Genomic DNA, 18,528 nt, shown 5'->3' on the forward strand with positions numbered 1-18,528 from the left:
GATGTAATTTGTTCTAGCATTTGCTTTTATTTATAACACACTAGAGTGCTTAAAAGCCCTGAAGGATACATTATGGCTGATATACGGATTACGGGCAGAATGGTGAATTTTAGTCGATTGGTATTCGACACAAATGACCACAATGCAATCCGACAGCAATTAACAAGCACATTAAATGAAGGTTCCTATTTAGGAACTTTAGTCATTATAGACAGTACTGTTGAACAAGAGCTGATTGCACTGATTCAACTGCTGATCGATCTTGGCTTACAACCTATGGCGGTCATTGATGGGATTTTAGGTGACGAAGCACGCGCCATCCAATTCCCAGTTCTACCTGCTGACCAGCCTTTACAGCGTATCAAAGCATCAAAAGAGCAAGTCATTGCTCACCAAGCCAAAGATGCATCGGATAACGCTGCAATACAAACACCACAAAAAAATACAGCTAGCGCGCAAATCACCTCTTATCATGATGAAATTTTACGTACTGGACAATGTTTGGTACAAGATCAAGGCGATATTATCTTAAATGCAGGTATGAACAGTGGCTCAGAAGTGATTGCATCTGGAAATATTCACATTTATGGTAATGCTCGTGGTAGAGTCATTGCTGGTGCAGGTGGACATACGTCAGCACGCATTTTTTGCAATTCGCTTGAAGCAGAATTGGTTTCTATTGCAGGGACCTATTGTGTGGCAGATGATATTCCTAAAGATATGATTCGAAAGCCAGTACATATTTATTTAAATAACAAGCAAGAACTTGAATTCGAAGCCTTGCAGTTTTAATTTATAAACACCAAAAAAGCCCTTTCAGGGGTGTATGACCATAAATAGGAGTGGATTCGGTGGCCAAAATTGTTGTCGTAACGTCAGGCAAAGGTGGTGTAGGTAAAACTACAACAAGCGCATCTTTTGCAACAGGTTTAGCCCTACGTGGTCATAAAACTGTTGTGATTGATTTCGATGTAGGTCTACGTAATCTTGATTTGATCATGGGCTGCGAACGCCGCGTAGTTTATGATTTTGTAAATGTCATTAATAATGAAGCTCGCTTGCAACAAGCGCTCATCCGTGACAAAGAAATTGAAAATTTATATATTCTGCCTGCTTCACAAACACGTGATAAAGATGCTTTAAGTGATGAAGGTGTTGCGCGTGTGATCGATGAGTTGTCACAAGAGTTTGATTACATTATCTGTGACTCACCTGCTGGTATTGAGCGTGGTGCAATTTTAGCGATGTATCATGCGGATGAAGCAATCATCGTAACCAATCCTGAGATTTCATCGGTTCGTGACTCGGATCGTATTATTGGTATGCTGGATAGCAAAACCAAAAAAGTTGAACAAAACGAAGGGCGAATCCGTAAGCATTTGTGTATTACCCGCTTTAACCCTGAACGTGCCGATAGACAAGAAATGTTGACAATTGATGACATTTCCAAAGATATCCTACGTGTACCAACATTAGGTGTCATTCCAGAATGCCCAAGCGTACTTCAAGCATCAAATGAAGGTAAACCTGTTATTCTTTATTCAGAAGAAAAAGCGGGACAAGCGTATGATGATTTAGTGGCACGTTTCCTAGGTGAGGAACGCCCTTATCGACACATTGAAGTACAGCCAAAAGGTTGGTTAGCTAGACTATTTGGAGCGTAATGATGGCAGGATTCTGGAGTAAATTATTTAGTAGTGATGAAAAACCATCAAGTGCGCAAACTGCTAAAGACCGTTTAAAGGTAATCGTTGCATCTGAACAAGGTTTAGGTCGTCGTTTAAGCCAAGACAAAATCGACCAAATGAAAAAAGAAATCATGCAAGTCGTAAGTCGCTATGTGCGTGGTGTTGACGAACAGCATATTCAAATGCAAGTTCGTTCAGAAGCAAACATCGAAATGTTAGAAATGAATATCAATTTACCTGAAGATCGATAGAAGTTTTTTCATTAGCGATTTTTTTCAAATAAAGGCAAAATACACTTCGTTTTTGCCTTTATTATTTTAAAACTGAGGAGATTGATATGGCATTATCACAGCCAGCAACTTTCAATGAAGAATGGTCAGATGAGCGTGTTTTTGCCTACCTTAACCAACTTCCTCCAACGGGTGTAAATGCTGACTTTCATGTGCTTTATCATGCATTCAAACATATGCGTCCAAATGATTATGAGCGTTTGATTATCAAGTTTCTAGCTGATGGTCGTGATCTGAATGCTACTAATCCTGAAGGACAACGCATTCATGATGTGATTGCTCAATTTCCTCGCCAAAAAGATGGATTTCTTGAAGTTTTAGCAAAATTTGCTTAAAAAAAATGCCTGCATCATGCAGGCATTTTTTTATTGGAACTATCGACTTCCAATCAAGTAGACACCCAACAGAGTGAAAATTCCACCTGACACTCCATCAATCCATTTGGCAAAGTTTTGATAAGCGGTACGAAATGCAGGTAATGAAAAAACAAAAGCAACCAACATAAACCACAATACTGTCTCAACTGAAACGATGATAAAAAGCAGCGAATGATGTTGATCAAAGAGTGGATTAGTTAAGAATAAAGAAAATACACTACCAAAATAAATAATGGCTTTCGGATTTGAGAGGTTGGTCAACAAACCTTTCATAAAAAATAGATAAGGTGATTGCGGTAAGGTAATTGGATTTATTGTTTGATTATTTTTAGAGAAAGCAGAACGCAGCATCTGATAGCCAAGCCAACATAAATATAGACCACCTGCGATCAAGAGACCTTGTTTCAACCAAGCCATTTTTTCAAAGATGATATTCAGCCCCATCAGTGCGAGAAGAGACCATAACATTGCGCCGATACAAATGCCCAATACCACCAACACCGCCTCTTTGCGAGAACGGCTAATTGCGGTTTGTGAAACCAAAAAGAAATCGGGTCCAGGGGTAATTAATGCACAAAAATGAATAAAAATTAGTGTACTTAATGCAACTAACACGGCTCACCTCAAAGTTGAGATTTTAAAGACCAAGCTTAAATAAAAAATGTGATTTTTACCATATAAAAATAAAGAAATATAAAAAAGAAAGCCTCAAAATTGAGGCTTTCTTAGTGGATTATTATCGTTAATATTAAATCACACTAAAATATCTCGCTTACCATTTGCACCCATTGCACTGACAATACCATTCTCTTCCATTTGGTCGATAATACGCGCAGCACGGTTATATCCTAAGCTAAATTTACGTTGTAACGATGAAGTCGAAGCTTTACGCGTTTCGAGGACAAACGAAACACACTGATCATACAATGCATCTCGATTTGGATCTCCATCACCATCTTCAAAACCACGAGAACTTGGTTCTTCATCAAATGGTGTTAAGATTTCATCGACATAGTCTGGCTCACCACGCTCACGCCATGCATCGCAAATACGGTTCACTTCATCATCACTGATAAATGCCCCATGGACACGTTCTGGTTCGATTTTACCAGGTCCTAAGAACAGCATATCACCATGACCTAGTAAGTCTTCTGCCCCACCCGCATCTAAGATCGTACGTGAGTCAATTTTACTGTTTACACGTAAAGCGACACGGGTTGGAATATTCGCCTTAATTAAACCTGTAATGACATCTACTGAAGGTCGTTGAGTTGCAAGAAGTAAGTGGATACCAGCAGCACGAGATTTTTGTGCGAGGCGGGTAATCATTTCTTCTGCCTTTTTACCCACCTGCATGATCATATCCGCAAATTCATCGGCAACAATCACAATTGATGGTAATGGTGTTAAACGTGGAGCACGCTCTTGGGTAGCCGAGTCACTTGGCTTCCATGTCGGATCAATCAAATCTTCACCATTGGCAATCGCTTCTTCAACCTTACGGTTATAGTCACTCAATTTACGAATTTTCAAGAACGACATCAATTTATAACGACGTTCCATTTCATTTACACACCAGTTTAATGCACTAACCGCATCTTTCATATCGGTTACCACAGGAGTTAATAAGTGTGGAATGTCGTTGTAGTTGGCTAATTCAAGCTGTTTTGGGTCGATAAGAATCAAGCGCAGTTGGTCTGGTGTATATTTCAATAACATCGACAGAATCATCGAGTTTACTGCAACCGATTTACCTGAACCTGTGGTACCCGCGACCAACATATGCGGTGCTTTGGCTAAATCAGTTAGTACAGGATTGCCTGAAATATCCTTACCCATGGCCATACTAATCAAAGCATTTGGATCACGATAAATCGGCGTTTCCAAAAGTTCAATCAAACGAACCATCTCACGTGTACTATTTGGCACCTCGATACCAATATAAGGTTTACCTGGGATAACCTCAACCACACGTACAGATGCCATCGACATTGAACGAGCCAAATCACGCGAAATATTGGTAACCTTAGAAGCTTTAACACCAGGTGCCAGATCAAGCTCAAAACGAGTTACGACTGGACCAGGTTGTGCCTCAACTACCTGAGCCTTAACATTAAATTCTTGTAATTTAATTTCTAAAAGCTCGGACAGTCGAGCCAATTGCTCGGCAGTAAAGTTTACTTTTTTGTTTGGGTCAATCTCATCCAGTAACTCTAATCCCGGTAGCGTAGGAAGATCACGTCGTTTTTGCGCCACTTGCATAGCACGCGACATTGGACGACCAAAAGCATCTGTTAATGGCGCATCAAGATCAAAATCATCATCTATATCGACGTCTATATCAGGCTCAGTTTTACCTGCAGTTTCCTGCCAAGCTTCGATGAATGCCTCTTTAGATAATGCTTCTTTGGGTTTATTTACGTCGATCGGTGCTTTTACAAAAGCGGATGATTGTGCATAACTTGTTGCTTGAGAGGCTGATTTTTCACTTTCATCATCCACAAGGAGATCATTAAAATCATCGAAATCCTCTCCTGCTACGACATGCATCTCATCTTGAATTGTTTTTTGCACGGCAGAGTTATGCGGCGTTGTGACTGTTGCCTTTTCAGATTCCGTAATCAACGCATTGATTTCATGATCAAACTCAACTTCATTCATAACAGAAGTTGTATTTGAGGAGATATCTGGTTGTTGTGTAAATGGTGTATGCACATCTGTTGCTGTCTTACTATTCGGCACAGCAGCGAGTAACTCATCAAAAATTTGATCATCATTCCAGTCTAAACCCTGATCGTGACTTTGCTGAACGACTGGTCTTGTTTGTAAAGGCGAGGTCATTTCAGCAGCAGGATTCATATCATCTTCAGCGGCTCTTAAAAGCGCATCAATTTCTTGCTTGTGATTGGCATCATCACTTTGTAATGCACGCCATACTTCACCGGTTTGAATTAAACGCTGACTTTCTGTTTCAAGCTGATGTGCCCGTTGTAGCGTTTGCTCGAAATCTTCACTTTGGGGTTCTTGTCGAGGTTGGACATTTTGTCCTAATTCTTTTGCAGCAACATCTGCAAATAATTTTTCAGCAAGTTGTTGATGTTGGCTATCTTCCATTTTTACTGATCTAGCATTAGCCATGTTTTCAGCATGATTGACAGTGCTTTGATCAGCGTCTAATTCGCCTAATCCTGTAGGATTATTGGTCACCACTTGCTTATTTTTTTCAGTTTTGTCAGCTGCAACCAATTGCTCAGTTCGGTCATAAGCAGATTCATTTTGGGGAACATTTCGGTAAAACAAATCCTGTAAATACATAGGTGTTTTTTTCAACACACTCCAGGTTTTGTCCCATTGAATTCCAAAAGCTAAAGTTAACAATACGGCACTAAAAACCAATAAGAATAAAGTTGCCCCATAGATGGTCAAAATTTGCGACAAACTTTGTCCCAACTCGTAACCAATAATTCCTCCAGCAGCATTTTCCAAGGTGTCAGCAGGTGTATTCCAATGTAAATACAAAAGGCTAGAGATAGACAGGATTAAGAAAAACTGCGCTGCATAACGAAATGGGCGATTTAAAAAGCTTCTCGGCCACCAAACTTGAATTGCTTCGATAAATAGAAATAATGGAAGCAACAAACTTGCCCAGCCTAAAAAACCAAAGAGCAAATCTGCGATCCAAGCCCCTGCCACACCACTCGCATTTGAAACCTGTTGGGTATCACTTGAGATATGCATCCACCCTGGATCAAATGGTGTATAGGTTACTGTGGCAAGAAACAAATAAATGCCAAAAGAAATTAAAAATAATGTCATTAAAAAGCGTTGTGCATAAACACTTGACACCGCAGTCATATACAGTCCTGTAACCCAATTCGTTATTTGTTGGTATATTACTTAAAGCCTTAGCAGCTCTAATCAATAAGTCTAATATTATGCACTCGTTCTTACAAAAAAGATGCACGATTGTTTACTGTTGTTGTTAACATCGGGACCTATTCAGATTTCCGACACGTATTTTTTGCAATAATCTGTTCGTCAGAAATGATATAGCCCAATTCGATTAAGTTAATCAATATTATCCTGATGGATTTAACCCACTCGTCATTGGTTTCACGTATAATTTTAGCAGTTTCAATATAAAAAGGATGTTCTTTAATGAGCGCTCGTCACTCACGGTTAATTATTTTGGGTTCTGGTCCTGCAGGTTATAGTGCGGCTGTCTATGCAGCGCGTGCGAATCTCAAGCCAACACTCATTGCTGGTTTACAGCTTGGTGGTCAGCTTACAACGACCACTGAAGTTGATAACTGGCCAGGAGACCCAGAAGGATTAACAGGCCCTGTATTAATGGAACGTATGCAAGCCCATGCTGAACGTTTCGGTACAGAAATTGTCTATGACCATATCAATGAAGTAGACCTTAAAACTCGTCCATTTGTTTTAAAAGGTGATATGGAAGAGTACACATGTGATGCGCTCATTATTGCAACAGGTGCGACTGCACAATATTTAGGTCTTGAATCTGAAGCTGCCTTTATGGGACAAGGTGTAAGTGCTTGTGCGACTTGTGATGGATTCTTCTATAAAAACCAAAATGTAATGGTCGTGGGTGGTGGTAATACTGCTGTTGAAGAAGCATTGTATCTTTCGAATATCGCAGCACATGTCACTTTAGTACACCGCCGTGATACTTTACGTTCTGAAAAGATCTTGCAAGACCATTTATTTGCCAAAGAAAAAGAAGGCAAAATCAGTATTATCTGGAATCATCAAGTCGACGAAGTACTTGGCGACAATACAGGTGTAACTTCAGTTCGCATTAAGTCGACTCAAGATGCAACCACTCAAGACATCCAAGTTCAAGGTCTATTTGTAGCGATCGGCCATAAACCGAATACAGATATGTTTGCAGGCCAACTCAACTTACGTGATGGTTATATCCAGGTACAGAGTGGTACGGCAGGCAATGCTACAGCAGCTTCTGTAGAAGGTGTTTTTGCTGCAGGTGATGTGGCTGATAGTATCTATCGTCAAGCGATCACTTCAGCGGGTTCAGGCTGTATGGCTGCATTAGATGCAGAAAAATATTTAGACAATTTGAACTAATCACATCGTTCAATCCACGTTGACAATCGAATCGATTGTCAACGTGACTTCATTCAGATAGTTTAAGCATGTCATTAGTTGCTTACTTCGATCATGCAAACACTCCCTCCCTCCGAGTTTATTTTTCCAAACCCCATTGAAGCTGATCCTGAAGGTCATGGCTTAATCTGTATCGGTGCTGATCTCTCCCCTGCAACCTTATTTGAAGCTTATACCCATAGCTTATTTCCTTGGTTCAATGAAGATGAACCAATTTGTTGGTGGAGTCCAGAACCTCGTTGCATCATCGAGCCACATGCGTATAAACCGAGTAAATCACTCCTTCGCAATATGAAAAAGCATGATTATCAGATTACGATTAATCGAGCTTTCGAAGATGTCATTCGTTCCTGCTCATTACCACGAAGTTATGCAGACGAAACATGGATTAGTGAAGATATCATTCAAGGTTACTGTGCTTTGTTCACCGCCGGTTATGCTTATAGTGTTGAAGTTTGGCAGCAAGAGAAAATGGTTGGTGGCTTATATGGTGTGAGCATTGGCAAAGGCTGTTTTGGCGAATCCATGTTTAGCACTCAAACTGATGTTTCTAAAATGGCTTTTTACACCCTGATGCTCATTGGTCAAGAAAATCACATGCCATGGATAGACTGTCAACTGGTCAATGACCACCTTTTAAGCCTAGGCGCGAGTACAATTTCTCGCCAAGATTATTTAAAATCGTTACAAGATGTAATTATTGCCCCCCCTATCAATTGGAAAAGTTATCAAGAACGTGTATTTTCAAGTAAAACAATAGCAGTTTTTAAAAAATTAGACGGTTAACGGATGAACACCTTGGAGGGACAGATGCATGAAATCATATCAACCCAAGTCCCTTTTAAATGACTTACAGTATTACATTACACCACCACACGACTGTAGTTATCTCGATAACAAGTCAGCTCGCATGGTATTTTTAGACCCAATTCATCGTATTGATGTGGTGACATTGTCGGAACTCTCTCGTGTCGGTTTTCGTCGCAGTGGAGATTTTATTTATCGTCCCGAATGTCATTTATGTCGCCAATGTTTATCTTGTCGCGTACCAGTCCAAGAATTCAAAATGAATAGCAGCCAAAAAAAGGCATGGAAGCGCAACCAAGATTTACAGATGAGTATTTTACCCACGTCACAAGCGACCCAACAACATTACGATTTGTATGAACGCTATATCAATGAACGCCACGCTGATGGCGATATGTATCCCGCAACACTAGATCAATTTGAGAAATTTCTAGTACATAGCTGTACCGAAAGCTTTTTTATCGAATTATGGAAAGATCAAAAATTAATTGGTGTTTCAACTTGTGATTTAATGGATGATGGTCTTTCTGCAGTTTATACCTTCTTTGATCCAGATGAACAACGTCGTTCCTTAGGGGTATTTGCGATTCTTAAGCAAATTGAATATGTCAAAACTTTAAATCTTGATTATCTCTATTTGGGTTATTGGGTACCGCACTCATCCAAGATGAATTATAAATCGCAATATACACCACTTGAATTATTACTCGATGGGCAGTGGCGCAGACTCAACCGCCCACTTGCAGACAATGAAATCCAACAACTTGGCAATTCGTTGATGAGTACACTACCCTCAGAGTGGAATAATTTAATCATTAAATAAGGCTGCAAAATCATCAGTGCATGTTTTGACCATAATCACAGCATGCTCTCTTGAACCATCGACATTTGGATAATAGCTTTTACGTAAATCAATTTGATGAAATCCCGACTTTTCATATAAACGAATCGCCGCGGCGTTACTTTCGCGCACTTCTAAAAAAATCTGAATCGGATCATTTTTTAATTGTTGAATAGAATAATCGAGCAACTCGTATCCAAGACCTCTACCCTGCTGACTTGGATGAATCGCCATAAGCAGTAAATTTGCTTCATCTAATACAGGTTGTAAAATACAAAAACCCACCACCTGATTGGCTCGCTCATATACCGTACATTGATACGAGGCTAAAGATTCTTGAAACTGTTGCTTGCTCCATGGATGTGTTTGTACCAAGCTTTCAATGGCGGCTACACTTTCCAGATCACTCTCCTGCATCAATCGAATCACAATCTATTACTCTATAAAATCTTGATAGAGATTATCAGTAATTTAAGACAGAATTTGAATAAAAAAATGGGCAGTTTTTACTGCCCAATAGAGTTAACTCAGATTAAAACCTAATTCTGCACGCCATTTATTTAAAAGTTCAGTCGTATCATCATCATTTGGATGAAAATTCGGTCGTAAGAACGCAAGTAACGTTGGAATCTGACGCGTCATAAAACCTTTATAGCCATACATAAACTTCAGCATGTATTTTGTGTCACGCCATGTGAGCTTACCATCTTTTTTAAGCAATGTTGCGGTGAAGTAAGATTGAGTGATAAAAATCAATCCCATTGCTATAACTAGAGCTAAGGAACGCATAAAATAAGCTTTAATACCTTGACCGTACATTGCCTCATAGACATCAAAAGCAACAGCTTTATGTTCATTTTCCTCAACCGCATGCCACATCCAAAGGTGATACATCGTCTCATCTTGGAACATTGCCTGAATATCAGGATTGCTTAATAGCTCTTCCGCAATTGTAGAAGTAAAGTGCTCTAAAGCACATGTCCCTGTCAAACCAATCATTTCTTTGGTAAAACCAAACGGTTTCATTACAGTTGAAATAACACTAGCTGCGGTATCAATAACTTTACCTGTCTGGGTTTCTAATTTTCGTACATCATACCCATAAGCTTGTGCTGAGGCATTAAAAGCCAAATGCTCTTTGGAATGCATCGCCTCTTGACCAATAAACGCACTAATTTCCTTCTGTAACTTTGGATCTGCTAATTTTGGATCATTTCGTACTGCTCGAGTACTATTCACAAAAAATTGCTCCCCCTCAGGAAATAATGCGGAAAGCGCAGTCATAAAATGAGTCAATGCAGCATCACCGTTTGCCCAATAACGCGGCACTTCACCAAACTCAAAATCCATGCGGCGCACAGGAAAGCTAGCACCAGCTCTATTTGAAATATTGACTTTAGCATTCATATTACGCTCTCCCATATCATGAAGATCTATTTATTAATCAATTATTATTCTTTAGTTATACGCTGTTTTTGACGACTTAAATAAGTGCAGATAAGGTCACAAAAGCATCATCTTAGGACATTTCATAAAGATATTTTTAAAGAATAGAAAAAGAAAAAGGACAATAAATTGTCCTTTTTCTTTGTTTGTTTTAAAGCTTCGCAAAAAGTATTACAGGCCCAGTTTAGCTTTCCAATCTTTCAATAATTGTACCGTATCTAAATCATTTGGATGGAATCGTGGTTTAAAATAGGCCAACATTTCACCCGCCATACCTGCAATAATTCCTTTTGAAGGGCTATAACCATATTTATAAATCATTCCCAACTCTTTAAAATTTAGCTTTTTATCTTGCTTAAGCAAACGTAAAGTGAAGTATGACTGAAGAATAAAAATTAAAGTCATGGCAAATACGAGCGCTGTTGTACGTAAGCTGTATGCTTTAATTCCTGTGCCAAAAACAGACTCATACACATCATAAGCAACTGCTTTATGTTCATTTTCTTCAACAGCATGCCAGAACCACATATAAGACATGGTGTCATCTGTCATCAAATCTTGAATATGCTGATTACGTAATAATTCAGAAGCAATTGTGGCAGTAAAATGTTCCAAAGCTGTGGTTGCAGTTAAGTCAACCATTTCTCTAGTCATTCCAAATGGCTTAACAACTTTAGAAAAGTTTTTAAGTGCAAATTGAATATAACGCCCAGTGATCTGTTCTAATGATCGAACATCATGACCATATTTCTGAGCTGAAGCATTAAAATTTACATGTTCCTGAGTATGCATTGCTTCTTGGCCAATAAACGCACTAATTTCTTTCTGTAATTCCGCATTATCTTTAATTGTTGGGTGATAACGTACAGCACGTACAGCATCGATAAATAATTTTTCACCATCTGGAAACAATGCAGATAACGCTGTCATAAAATGTGTAAGACCAGCTGAACCATTCATCCAATATTCAGGGACTTGATCAAAATCAAAATTCATACGACGTACTGGAAAGCTTGCGCCGGCACGATTTGAAACATTTAATTTAGCATTCATGCTGCCTACTCCTGTTAAGTGAAGCACTCCACTTAATTCTATTGTTCATTTTCTTGAGTTTTATATTACGTTTTTATAAGAATCAATTAAGTGCAGTTTAGGACAGCAAAATATCAGTTTGGGACACTATTCAATAAAATTGTCAAACAATTGATATAAAAAAACACCCCAAAGGGGTGTTTTTTTATTACTCTAGGGCAATTATGCAGTTACTTTAGCAACAACACCAGCACCTACAGTACGACCACCTTCACGGATCGCAAAACGTAGACCTGGGTCCATTGCGATTGGGTGGATTAACTCTACTGACATTTCTACGTTGTCACCAGGCATTACCATTTCTACGCCATCTTGTAATTTGATCGCGCCAGTTACGTCAGTTGTACGGAAGTAGAACTGTGGACGGTAACCGTTAAGGAATGGAGTATGACGACCACCTTCTTCTTTAGAAAGTACGTATACTTCTGCATCGAATTTAGTGTGTGGCTTGATTGAACCTGGTTTAGCAAGTACTTGACCACGTTGTACGTCTTCACGCTTAGTACCACGTAAAAGAACACCACAGTTCTCGCCCGCACGACCTTCGTCAAGAAGCTTACGGAACATTTCTACGCCAGTTACAGTTGTTTTAACTGTATCTTTAATACCAACGATTTCAACTTCTTCGCCTACTTTAACGATACCAGACTCAACACGGCCTGTTACTACTGTACCACGACCAGAGATTGAGAATACGTCTTCGATTGGCATCAAGAATGCTTTATCGATTGCACGCTCTGGCTCAGGAATGTAAGAGTCAAGCGCTTCAACAAGAGCAAGAACTGCAGACTCACCGTATTGACCTGCATCACCTTCTAACGCTTTAAGCGCAGAACCACGGATTACTGGAGTGTCATCACCTGGGAAGTCATAAGTAGAAAGAAGTTCACGAACTTCCATTTCTACTAATTCAAGTAATTCTTCATCATCAACAAGGTCACACTTGTTTAAGAATACGATGATGTAAGGTACACCAACCTGACGTGAAAGAAGGATGTGTTCACGAGTTTGTGGCATTGGACCATCAGTCGCAGCACACACAAGGATCGCGCCGTCCATCTGAGCAGCACCAGTAATCATGTTTTTAACATAATCGGCGTGGCCCGGGCAGTCTACGTGAGCGTAGTGACGGATTGGAGAATCGTATTCTACGTGTGAAGTATTAATTGTAATACCACGTGCTTTTTCTTCAGGAGCTGAGTCGATTTGTGAGTAATCTTTCGCTTCACCGCCGTAAGTTTTTGCACAGATTGTTGCAATCGCAGCAGTTAAAGTTGTTTTACCATGGTCAACGTGACCAATTGTACCCACGTTTACGTGTGGTTTATTACGTTCAAACTTGGCTTTAGCCATGATGATCTTCCTTTATAAACTGCTCATGAGGGTCACCCATGAGCACTTGGTTTTTAACTAAATTTTAGTTGGGTAATATAGTAATCGAAAGATTACTCGTCGTCACCTTTTTTACCGCCAGCTTGGAACTTAGCGATGATGCCTTCAGCCACGTTACGTGGAGTTTCAGCGTATTTAGCGAATTCCATAGAATACGTTGCACGACCTTGAGACATAGAACGCATTTGAGTCGCGTAACCAAACATCTCAGCAAGTGGTACTTCAGCTTTAATTGCTTTAGTTCCACCAGGAAGATCGTCCATACCTTGAACCATACCACGACGACGGTTTAAGTCACCCATGATATCGCCCATGTAGTCTTCTGGAGTTTCAACTTCAACTTTCATGATCGGCTCAAGAAGGATAGGATCAGCTTTCATGAAACCGTCACGGAAAGCATATGAACCCGCCATTTTGAACGACAATTCATCAGAGTCGACATCGTGGTAAGAACCATCATAAAGAACAGCTTTAACGCCTACAACTGGGTAACCAGCCAAGACACCATTTTTCATACGCTCTTGAATACCTTTATCAACTGCACCGAAGAATTCTTTAGGTACTACACCACCTACAACTTCTTCAGCGAATTCGTATTCTTTACCAGCAGCTTCAACATCAAGTGGCTCTAAACGAACATATACATGACCGAATTTACCTTTACCACCTGTTTGACGAACGAATTTACCTTCTTGCTCAATCGTTTTCTTAATCGTTTCACGATAAGCAACCATTGGTTTACCGATATTCGCTTCAACACCAAATTCACGCTTCATACGGTCAACAATGATGTCAAGGTGAAGCTCACCCATACCAGCAATAATTGTTTGACCAGATTCTTCATCTGTACGAACGCGGAACGATGGATCTTCTTTCGCCAAACGACCTAAAGCAATCGACATTTTTTCTTGGTCAGCTTTAGTTTTTGGTTCAACAGCCAATGAAATTACTGGCTCAGGGAATTCCATACGCTCAAGTGTAATGATGTTTTTCTCATCACATAATGTATCACCAGTAGTTACGTCTTTAAGACCTACACACGCTGCGATATCACCTGCACGGATTTCATCAAGATCTTGACGTTCGTTCGCGTGCATTTGCACGATACGACCGATACGTTCACGCTTAGACTTAACTGGGTTATAAACTGGATCACCTTGTTTAAGAACACCAGAATAAACACGTACGAATGTTAAGTTACCTACGAACTTATCGTTCATAATTTTGAACGCAAGTGCAGAGAACGGTGCTTCGTCAGATGCTTCACGAGATGCTTTAGTTTCAGCTTTATCGTCAAGAATACCTTCGATTGCTTTAACTTCAGTCGGTGATGGTAAGAATTCAATCACAGCATCCAACATACGTTGAACACCTTTGTTTTTGAACGCAGAACCACAAAGCATCACTTGAATCTCAGATGCTAATGTACGAGCACGTAAACCAGCGATGATGTCTTCTTTAGAAAGATCACCTTCTTCTAGGTACTTGTCCATTAACTCTTCTGAAGCTTCAGCAGCCGCTTCAACCATGTTAGTACGCCATTCGTTAGCAGTATCAACGAGGTCAGCTGGAATCTCACCGTATTCAAACTTCATACCTTGAGATGCTTCATCCCAGATAATCGCTTTCATCTCGATAAGGTCAACAACACCTTGGAATGTGTCTTCAGCACCGATTGGCACAACGATTGGAACAGGGTTACCGCCCAAACGAGTTTTAACTTGTTCAACAGCACGGAAGAAGTTTGCACCAGTACGGTCCATCTTGTTCACGAATGCTAAACGAGGCACTTTATATTTGTTTGCTTGACGCCATACAGTTTCAGACTGAGGCTGTACACCACCAACTGCACAGTACACCATGCACGCACCATCAAGTACACGCATAGAACGTTCAACTTCAATCGTGAAGTCTACGTGTCCCGGTGTATCAATTACGTTGATACGGTGTTGGTCGAATTGGTTAGCCATACCAGACCAGAAACAAGTCGTAGCAGCAGAAGTAATGGTAATACCACGTTCTTGCTCTTGTTCCATCCAGTCCATTGTTGCTGCACCGTCGTGTACTTCACCAATTTTGTGAGATACACCTGTGTAGAACAAAATACGTTCAGTTGTAGTTGTTTTACCTGCGTCAATATGCGCAGAAATACCGATGTTACGGTAACGAGTAATAGGGGTTTGGCGAGCCATGATGTCTACATTCCTAAATGTTATATTTAAAACAGGACGCACCAATTAGATTGATGCGCACGAATATCCAAGCAGACAACTTAAATACCCGCAAAGCCCCCACTTTGGTAAAGAGCAATGTTGAATCGAGCAGCGGTACGCATGAATATTCTCCTGATTAGGGACTGTTTTATCCGCTTAGAAACGGTAGTGAGAGAAGGCTTTGTTGGCTTCAGCCATACGATGCACGTCTTCACGTTTTTTGATTGCTGCACCTTTACCTTCAGCTGCATCAAGCAACTCACCAGCAAGACGTAAAGCCATCGTTTTTTCAGAACGCTTAGCAGCAGCATCTACTAACCAACGCATAGCTAAGGCAGTACGACGGGATGGGCGTACTTCCATAGGTACTTGGTAAGTAGCACCACCAACACGGCGTGCTTTTACTTCAACCATAGGACGAACTTTTTCAAGAGTAGTCTCGAAAAATTCAACTGGGTCTACTTTATTTTTTTCTTGAACACGTTCTAAAGCACCGTAAACGATACCTTCAGCAACAGATTTTTTACCATCTTGCATTACGTGGTTCATGAATTTAGCGATTGTTTGGCTGCTAAATTTTGGATCTGGAAGGATCTCACGAGCAGCGACTACGCGACGTCTTGGCATTTTAATACACCTAATAATATGACACTTCAGGATAATCCAGCAGTTTGCACAAGTGTCATGCACATTACGCTGGCCTTACTATACGTCGCTTGAATTACAAATCTATGAAGAATTCAAACAAGCGAAACGCTAAAGGGTTGCTTGGGCAAGTTGCCTAGAATTACTTCTTAGGACGTTTCGCACCGTATTTAGAACGTGACTGGTTACGATCTTTAACACCAGCACAGTCCAAAGAACCACGAACGGTATGGTAACGTACACCTGGTAAGTCTTTAACACGACCACCACGGATAAGAACAACACTGTGCTCTTGTAAGTTATGACCTTCACCACCGATGTAGCTAGATACTTCAAAACCAGAAGTTAAGCGAACACGGCAAACCTTACGCATTGCTGAGTTAGGTTTTTTAGGAGTAGTCGTATATACACGTGTACATACACCACGACGTTGTGGACAAGCCTTCAACGCAGGAACTTTTGATTTTTCAATCAAAGTTGTACGACCCTTACGGATCAACTGATTTGTTGTTGCCATTTGGCAATTCTCCCGTTATTAAACAACCTCGAAAAAAAGAAAAAACACCTCTTTTCAAGGGCACATAATTGTAAGCCAAGATGCAAGAATGGTCAACATTGCAATAACCCGCAATGTTGACCATTCTTTATATAAAACGTTACTTCGATGTAAACAAAAAATCAGATATAAATTAGCTATGTTTAGGTGAAGCTGGCTCAATATCTATCATTTTTTGTTCAGTGCTTGATTTCTGCGCTTCAGCCGCTAGCTCATCTATTGTTTCAGACTTTAACGCAGGTTTTTGCTCAGTGTGTTCATGTTCTTCCACATGCTGCTCTGCAAGTTGTTGAATTCCTTGCTCTACTTTTTCATCAACTGGGGTTTTGGCAACATCTGTATCTTTTGTCTGAATTGAAACCTTGGCAATTACATCATTTTTTGGCGTGTCTGAATTCGAACCCTGAGTTGCGGTAGGATTTACATCATTTGATTTCTGTTTAGTCGCAACTTCAGATTCATTCTCATCAAAAGTCTCATCTTGTTCTGCCTTCAATGCAGGTTGCTGTTCAGTATGTTCATGCTCAACCACATGTTGTTCTGCAAGTTGTTGAATTCCTTCCTCTACTTTTTCATCAACTGGGGTTTTAGCATTATCTGTATCTTTTGCTTGGATTGAGACACTGGTAATGACATCATTGTTTGGGACATCTGAAATCAAACCTTGCTTAGCATCCTCCCCAGTTGCATTTAAAAAGCGTGGCGATGCCTTTTTTAATAAAGTCTCAGCTTTATAGTAAGCATCCAGCGGAGAAATATTTTCATTCGGGTGTTCATTTAAATAGAAACGAGCTGCACCAAAAATAGATTGTGATTTATGGCCCACATCTTCTAGCAGCCTCCAGCTATAGAAACCACTCAAAGCAGCTCCAGCAATAGGTGTTAGCTTACCCACGACTGAAACCTGAGGAATACGGTTTAACCAGCCAAATTTAAACTGTCCTTGTTCATCTACCAGCCATTTCTTGACCAAATCAAAATCATTATTTGATCCAAGTAATTGCTGAAATTGTTGTAAATCATGTGTTTCTAGCATTGATTTCAAGGCTTTTAATGCAACCAATAAGGTTTGCTTTTCTGCCACCAGACTCAGATCAATTTCTTTGAAGATGAAAGCAACAATCTCTTGATCAGTCTCTTCTGACAAATCAAAACCATGTGAACGCCCTGTTTGGTAAATAGTTCGCAAAGTCAAAACAATGGATGCAGGAATATCAATGGCCGCGCCCCATACGCCTGTCGCCCCTGTGATTGCACCCTGTACTGCTGCTAATAATTTATTCTGTTCAATCAAGGCCTGACTTAGACGTTGCGAACGCCCTGTATCTTTGGTGAGTTCGATAATGTCTTTCACACCTGCTTCTTCAAGAATTTTTTCAGTCAGGGAGCTATTCGAACTAAACTCATTCAGCCACTGGAATAAATAGTCAGATGCTTTTTCACCTAGATCAGGAGATACAAAAGACGCGATACTATTCACACGAGTATAATGACGACCCAAAAACTGATGTGAAAGTTTAGGAAATTGCTGACGCAACATTTGTTGTGGACTTTCATACTTTTCCACCTCAAATGGACTTTTTATGTGTGCAGTTCCCTCTATTGCATTGGCTGCATGAGCGTGCTCAGTATCCAATCTGGTGGGAGCAACTTGAAGTTTTTGTAATTCCGAACTGAGCTTTTTAGCCACTCCAAAGGCTTGTGCAAATAAACCTGAAGTTGGTTTGTTTTTAGATTTTGTCATCAAGTACCTCTGTTATATATTGTGTGCATCTCTAGATAAATACTAGGTGGAATACAGTTTTATCTCAACTTTTATATGTATACTTTCATCAACTTTTGTCAACAGATAGTGGATCTTTACCAAAATTTACACAACTGAAAATAGACATAATATTTGCCATAAGAAATAAAAAACCTTTCTGTTATCATGATGTCATTCACACATAAGCCGTTTTAATCATTATCTTCTCCTCGTTATTTCGCATAGCGATGATATACAAGGCTTAGTATTACCATAAAAGGGATCTGTA

Annotated in this window: 16 protein-coding genes and 1 pseudogene; 7 read left to right on the forward strand and 10 right to left on the reverse strand. The window is 40.0% G+C overall.

The window, feature by feature from the left end; genetic code table 11:
• Positions 1 to 72: 72 nt before the first annotated feature.
• From minC to DK207_RS04615, 4 genes are all read left to right on the forward strand, one after another.
• Positions 73 to 792, forward strand: coding sequence for a septum site-determining protein MinC (gene minC / locus DK207_RS04600; protein WP_109440171.1), 720 nt, complete (start codon positions 73 to 75; stop codon positions 790 to 792).
• A 59-nt stretch (positions 793 to 851) separates the two neighbouring features.
• A complete protein-coding gene (gene minD, locus DK207_RS04605; protein ID WP_005081560.1) occupies positions 852 to 1,664 on the forward strand; it encodes a septum site-determining protein MinD in 813 nt (270 codons plus the stop codon).
• A gap of 2 nt (positions 1,665 to 1,666) precedes the next feature.
• Positions 1,667 to 1,939: a cell division topological specificity factor MinE gene (minE, locus tag DK207_RS04610; RefSeq protein WP_004663449.1), complete on the forward strand. Its 273-nt coding sequence runs from the start codon at positions 1,667 to 1,669 to the stop codon at positions 1,937 to 1,939.
• Positions 1,940 to 2,025: 86 nt separating this feature from the next.
• Positions 2,026 to 2,313 (forward strand): PA4642 family protein, encoded by a 288-nt coding sequence (locus tag DK207_RS04615; protein WP_109440172.1) that lies wholly within the window; start codon positions 2,026 to 2,028, stop codon positions 2,311 to 2,313.
• A 39-nt stretch (positions 2,314 to 2,352) separates the two neighbouring features.
• Here the strand turns inward: DK207_RS04615 and rhtC are convergent, their stop codons facing one another.
• The gene (rhtC, locus tag DK207_RS04620) at positions 2,353 to 2,970 is read right to left on the reverse strand and encodes a threonine export protein RhtC (RefSeq protein ID WP_109440173.1); all 618 of its coding nucleotides are present in this window, start codon (positions 2,968 to 2,970) and stop codon (positions 2,353 to 2,355) included.
• A gap of 138 nt (positions 2,971 to 3,108) precedes the next feature.
• Positions 3,109 to 6,210, reverse strand: a complete 3,102-nt coding sequence (locus DK207_RS04625) for a DNA translocase FtsK (protein ID WP_109440174.1) — start codon at positions 6,208 to 6,210, stop codon at positions 3,109 to 3,111.
• 303 nt (positions 6,211 to 6,513) lie between these two features.
• On the opposite strand from DK207_RS04625, the gene trxB reads away from it, so the two are divergent.
• The 3 genes from trxB to DK207_RS04640 all read left to right on the forward strand — a co-directional run bounded on the left by trxB (position 6,514) and on the right by DK207_RS04640 (position 9,133).
• A complete protein-coding gene (trxB, locus tag DK207_RS04630; protein ID WP_109440175.1) occupies positions 6,514 to 7,464 on the forward strand; it encodes a thioredoxin-disulfide reductase in 951 nt (316 codons plus the stop codon).
• Between the two features lie 93 nt (positions 7,465 to 7,557).
• Complete coding sequence (gene aat / locus DK207_RS04635) at positions 7,558 to 8,289, forward strand: leucyl/phenylalanyl-tRNA--protein transferase (RefSeq protein ID WP_109440176.1); 732 nt, start codon at positions 7,558 to 7,560, stop codon at positions 8,287 to 8,289.
• 28 nt (positions 8,290 to 8,317) lie between these two features.
• Positions 8,318 to 9,133 (forward strand): arginyltransferase, encoded by an 816-nt coding sequence (locus tag DK207_RS04640; RefSeq protein ID WP_109440177.1) that lies wholly within the window; start codon positions 8,318 to 8,320, stop codon positions 9,131 to 9,133.
• Here the strand turns inward: DK207_RS04640 and rimI are convergent.
• From rimI to DK207_RS04680, 8 genes and pseudogenes are all read right to left on the reverse strand, one after another.
• Positions 9,119 to 9,580 (reverse strand): ribosomal protein S18-alanine N-acetyltransferase, encoded by a 462-nt coding sequence (rimI, locus tag DK207_RS04645; protein ID WP_213066231.1) that lies wholly within the window; start codon positions 9,578 to 9,580, stop codon positions 9,119 to 9,121. The genes DK207_RS04640 and rimI overlap by 15 nt on opposite strands.
• Before the next feature lie 93 nt (positions 9,581 to 9,673).
• Positions 9,674 to 10,558 carry a metal-dependent hydrolase gene (locus tag DK207_RS04650; RefSeq protein ID WP_109440179.1) on the reverse strand — a complete coding sequence of 295 codons (885 nt, stop codon included), beginning with the start codon at positions 10,556 to 10,558 and terminating at the stop codon, positions 9,674 to 9,676.
• 210 nt (positions 10,559 to 10,768) lie between these two features.
• The gene (locus tag DK207_RS04655; RefSeq protein ID WP_109440180.1) at positions 10,769 to 11,650 is read right to left on the reverse strand and encodes a metal-dependent hydrolase; all 882 of its coding nucleotides are present in this window, start codon (positions 11,648 to 11,650) and stop codon (positions 10,769 to 10,771) included.
• Positions 11,651 to 11,851: 201 nt separating this feature from the next.
• Positions 11,852 to 13,042, reverse strand: coding sequence for an elongation factor Tu (gene tuf, locus DK207_RS04660; protein WP_109440181.1), 1,191 nt, complete (start codon positions 13,040 to 13,042; stop codon positions 11,852 to 11,854).
• Between the two features lie 92 nt (positions 13,043 to 13,134).
• The gene (gene fusA, locus DK207_RS04665; RefSeq protein ID WP_004638187.1) at positions 13,135 to 15,273 is read right to left on the reverse strand and encodes an elongation factor G; all 2,139 of its coding nucleotides are present in this window, start codon (positions 15,271 to 15,273) and stop codon (positions 13,135 to 13,137) included.
• Between the two features lie 177 nt (positions 15,274 to 15,450).
• Complete coding sequence (gene rpsG / locus DK207_RS04670) at positions 15,451 to 15,921, reverse strand: 30S ribosomal protein S7 (protein ID WP_004638185.1); 471 nt, start codon at positions 15,919 to 15,921, stop codon at positions 15,451 to 15,453.
• 160 nt (positions 15,922 to 16,081) lie between these two features.
• Positions 16,082 to 16,456 (reverse strand): 30S ribosomal protein S12, encoded by a 375-nt coding sequence (gene rpsL, locus DK207_RS04675; protein ID WP_004638184.1) that lies wholly within the window; start codon positions 16,454 to 16,456, stop codon positions 16,082 to 16,084.
• A gap of 436 nt (positions 16,457 to 16,892) precedes the next feature.
• Positions 16,893 to 18,239, reverse strand: a pseudogene (locus DK207_RS04680) (EcsC family protein); the annotation flags it as partial.
• Positions 18,240 to 18,528 lie beyond the last annotated feature (289 nt).

It is taken from the genome of Acinetobacter haemolyticus (assembly GCF_900406815.1).
In the GTDB taxonomy this organism is placed as follows: Bacteria; Pseudomonadota; Gammaproteobacteria; order Pseudomonadales; family Moraxellaceae; genus Acinetobacter; species Acinetobacter haemolyticus_A.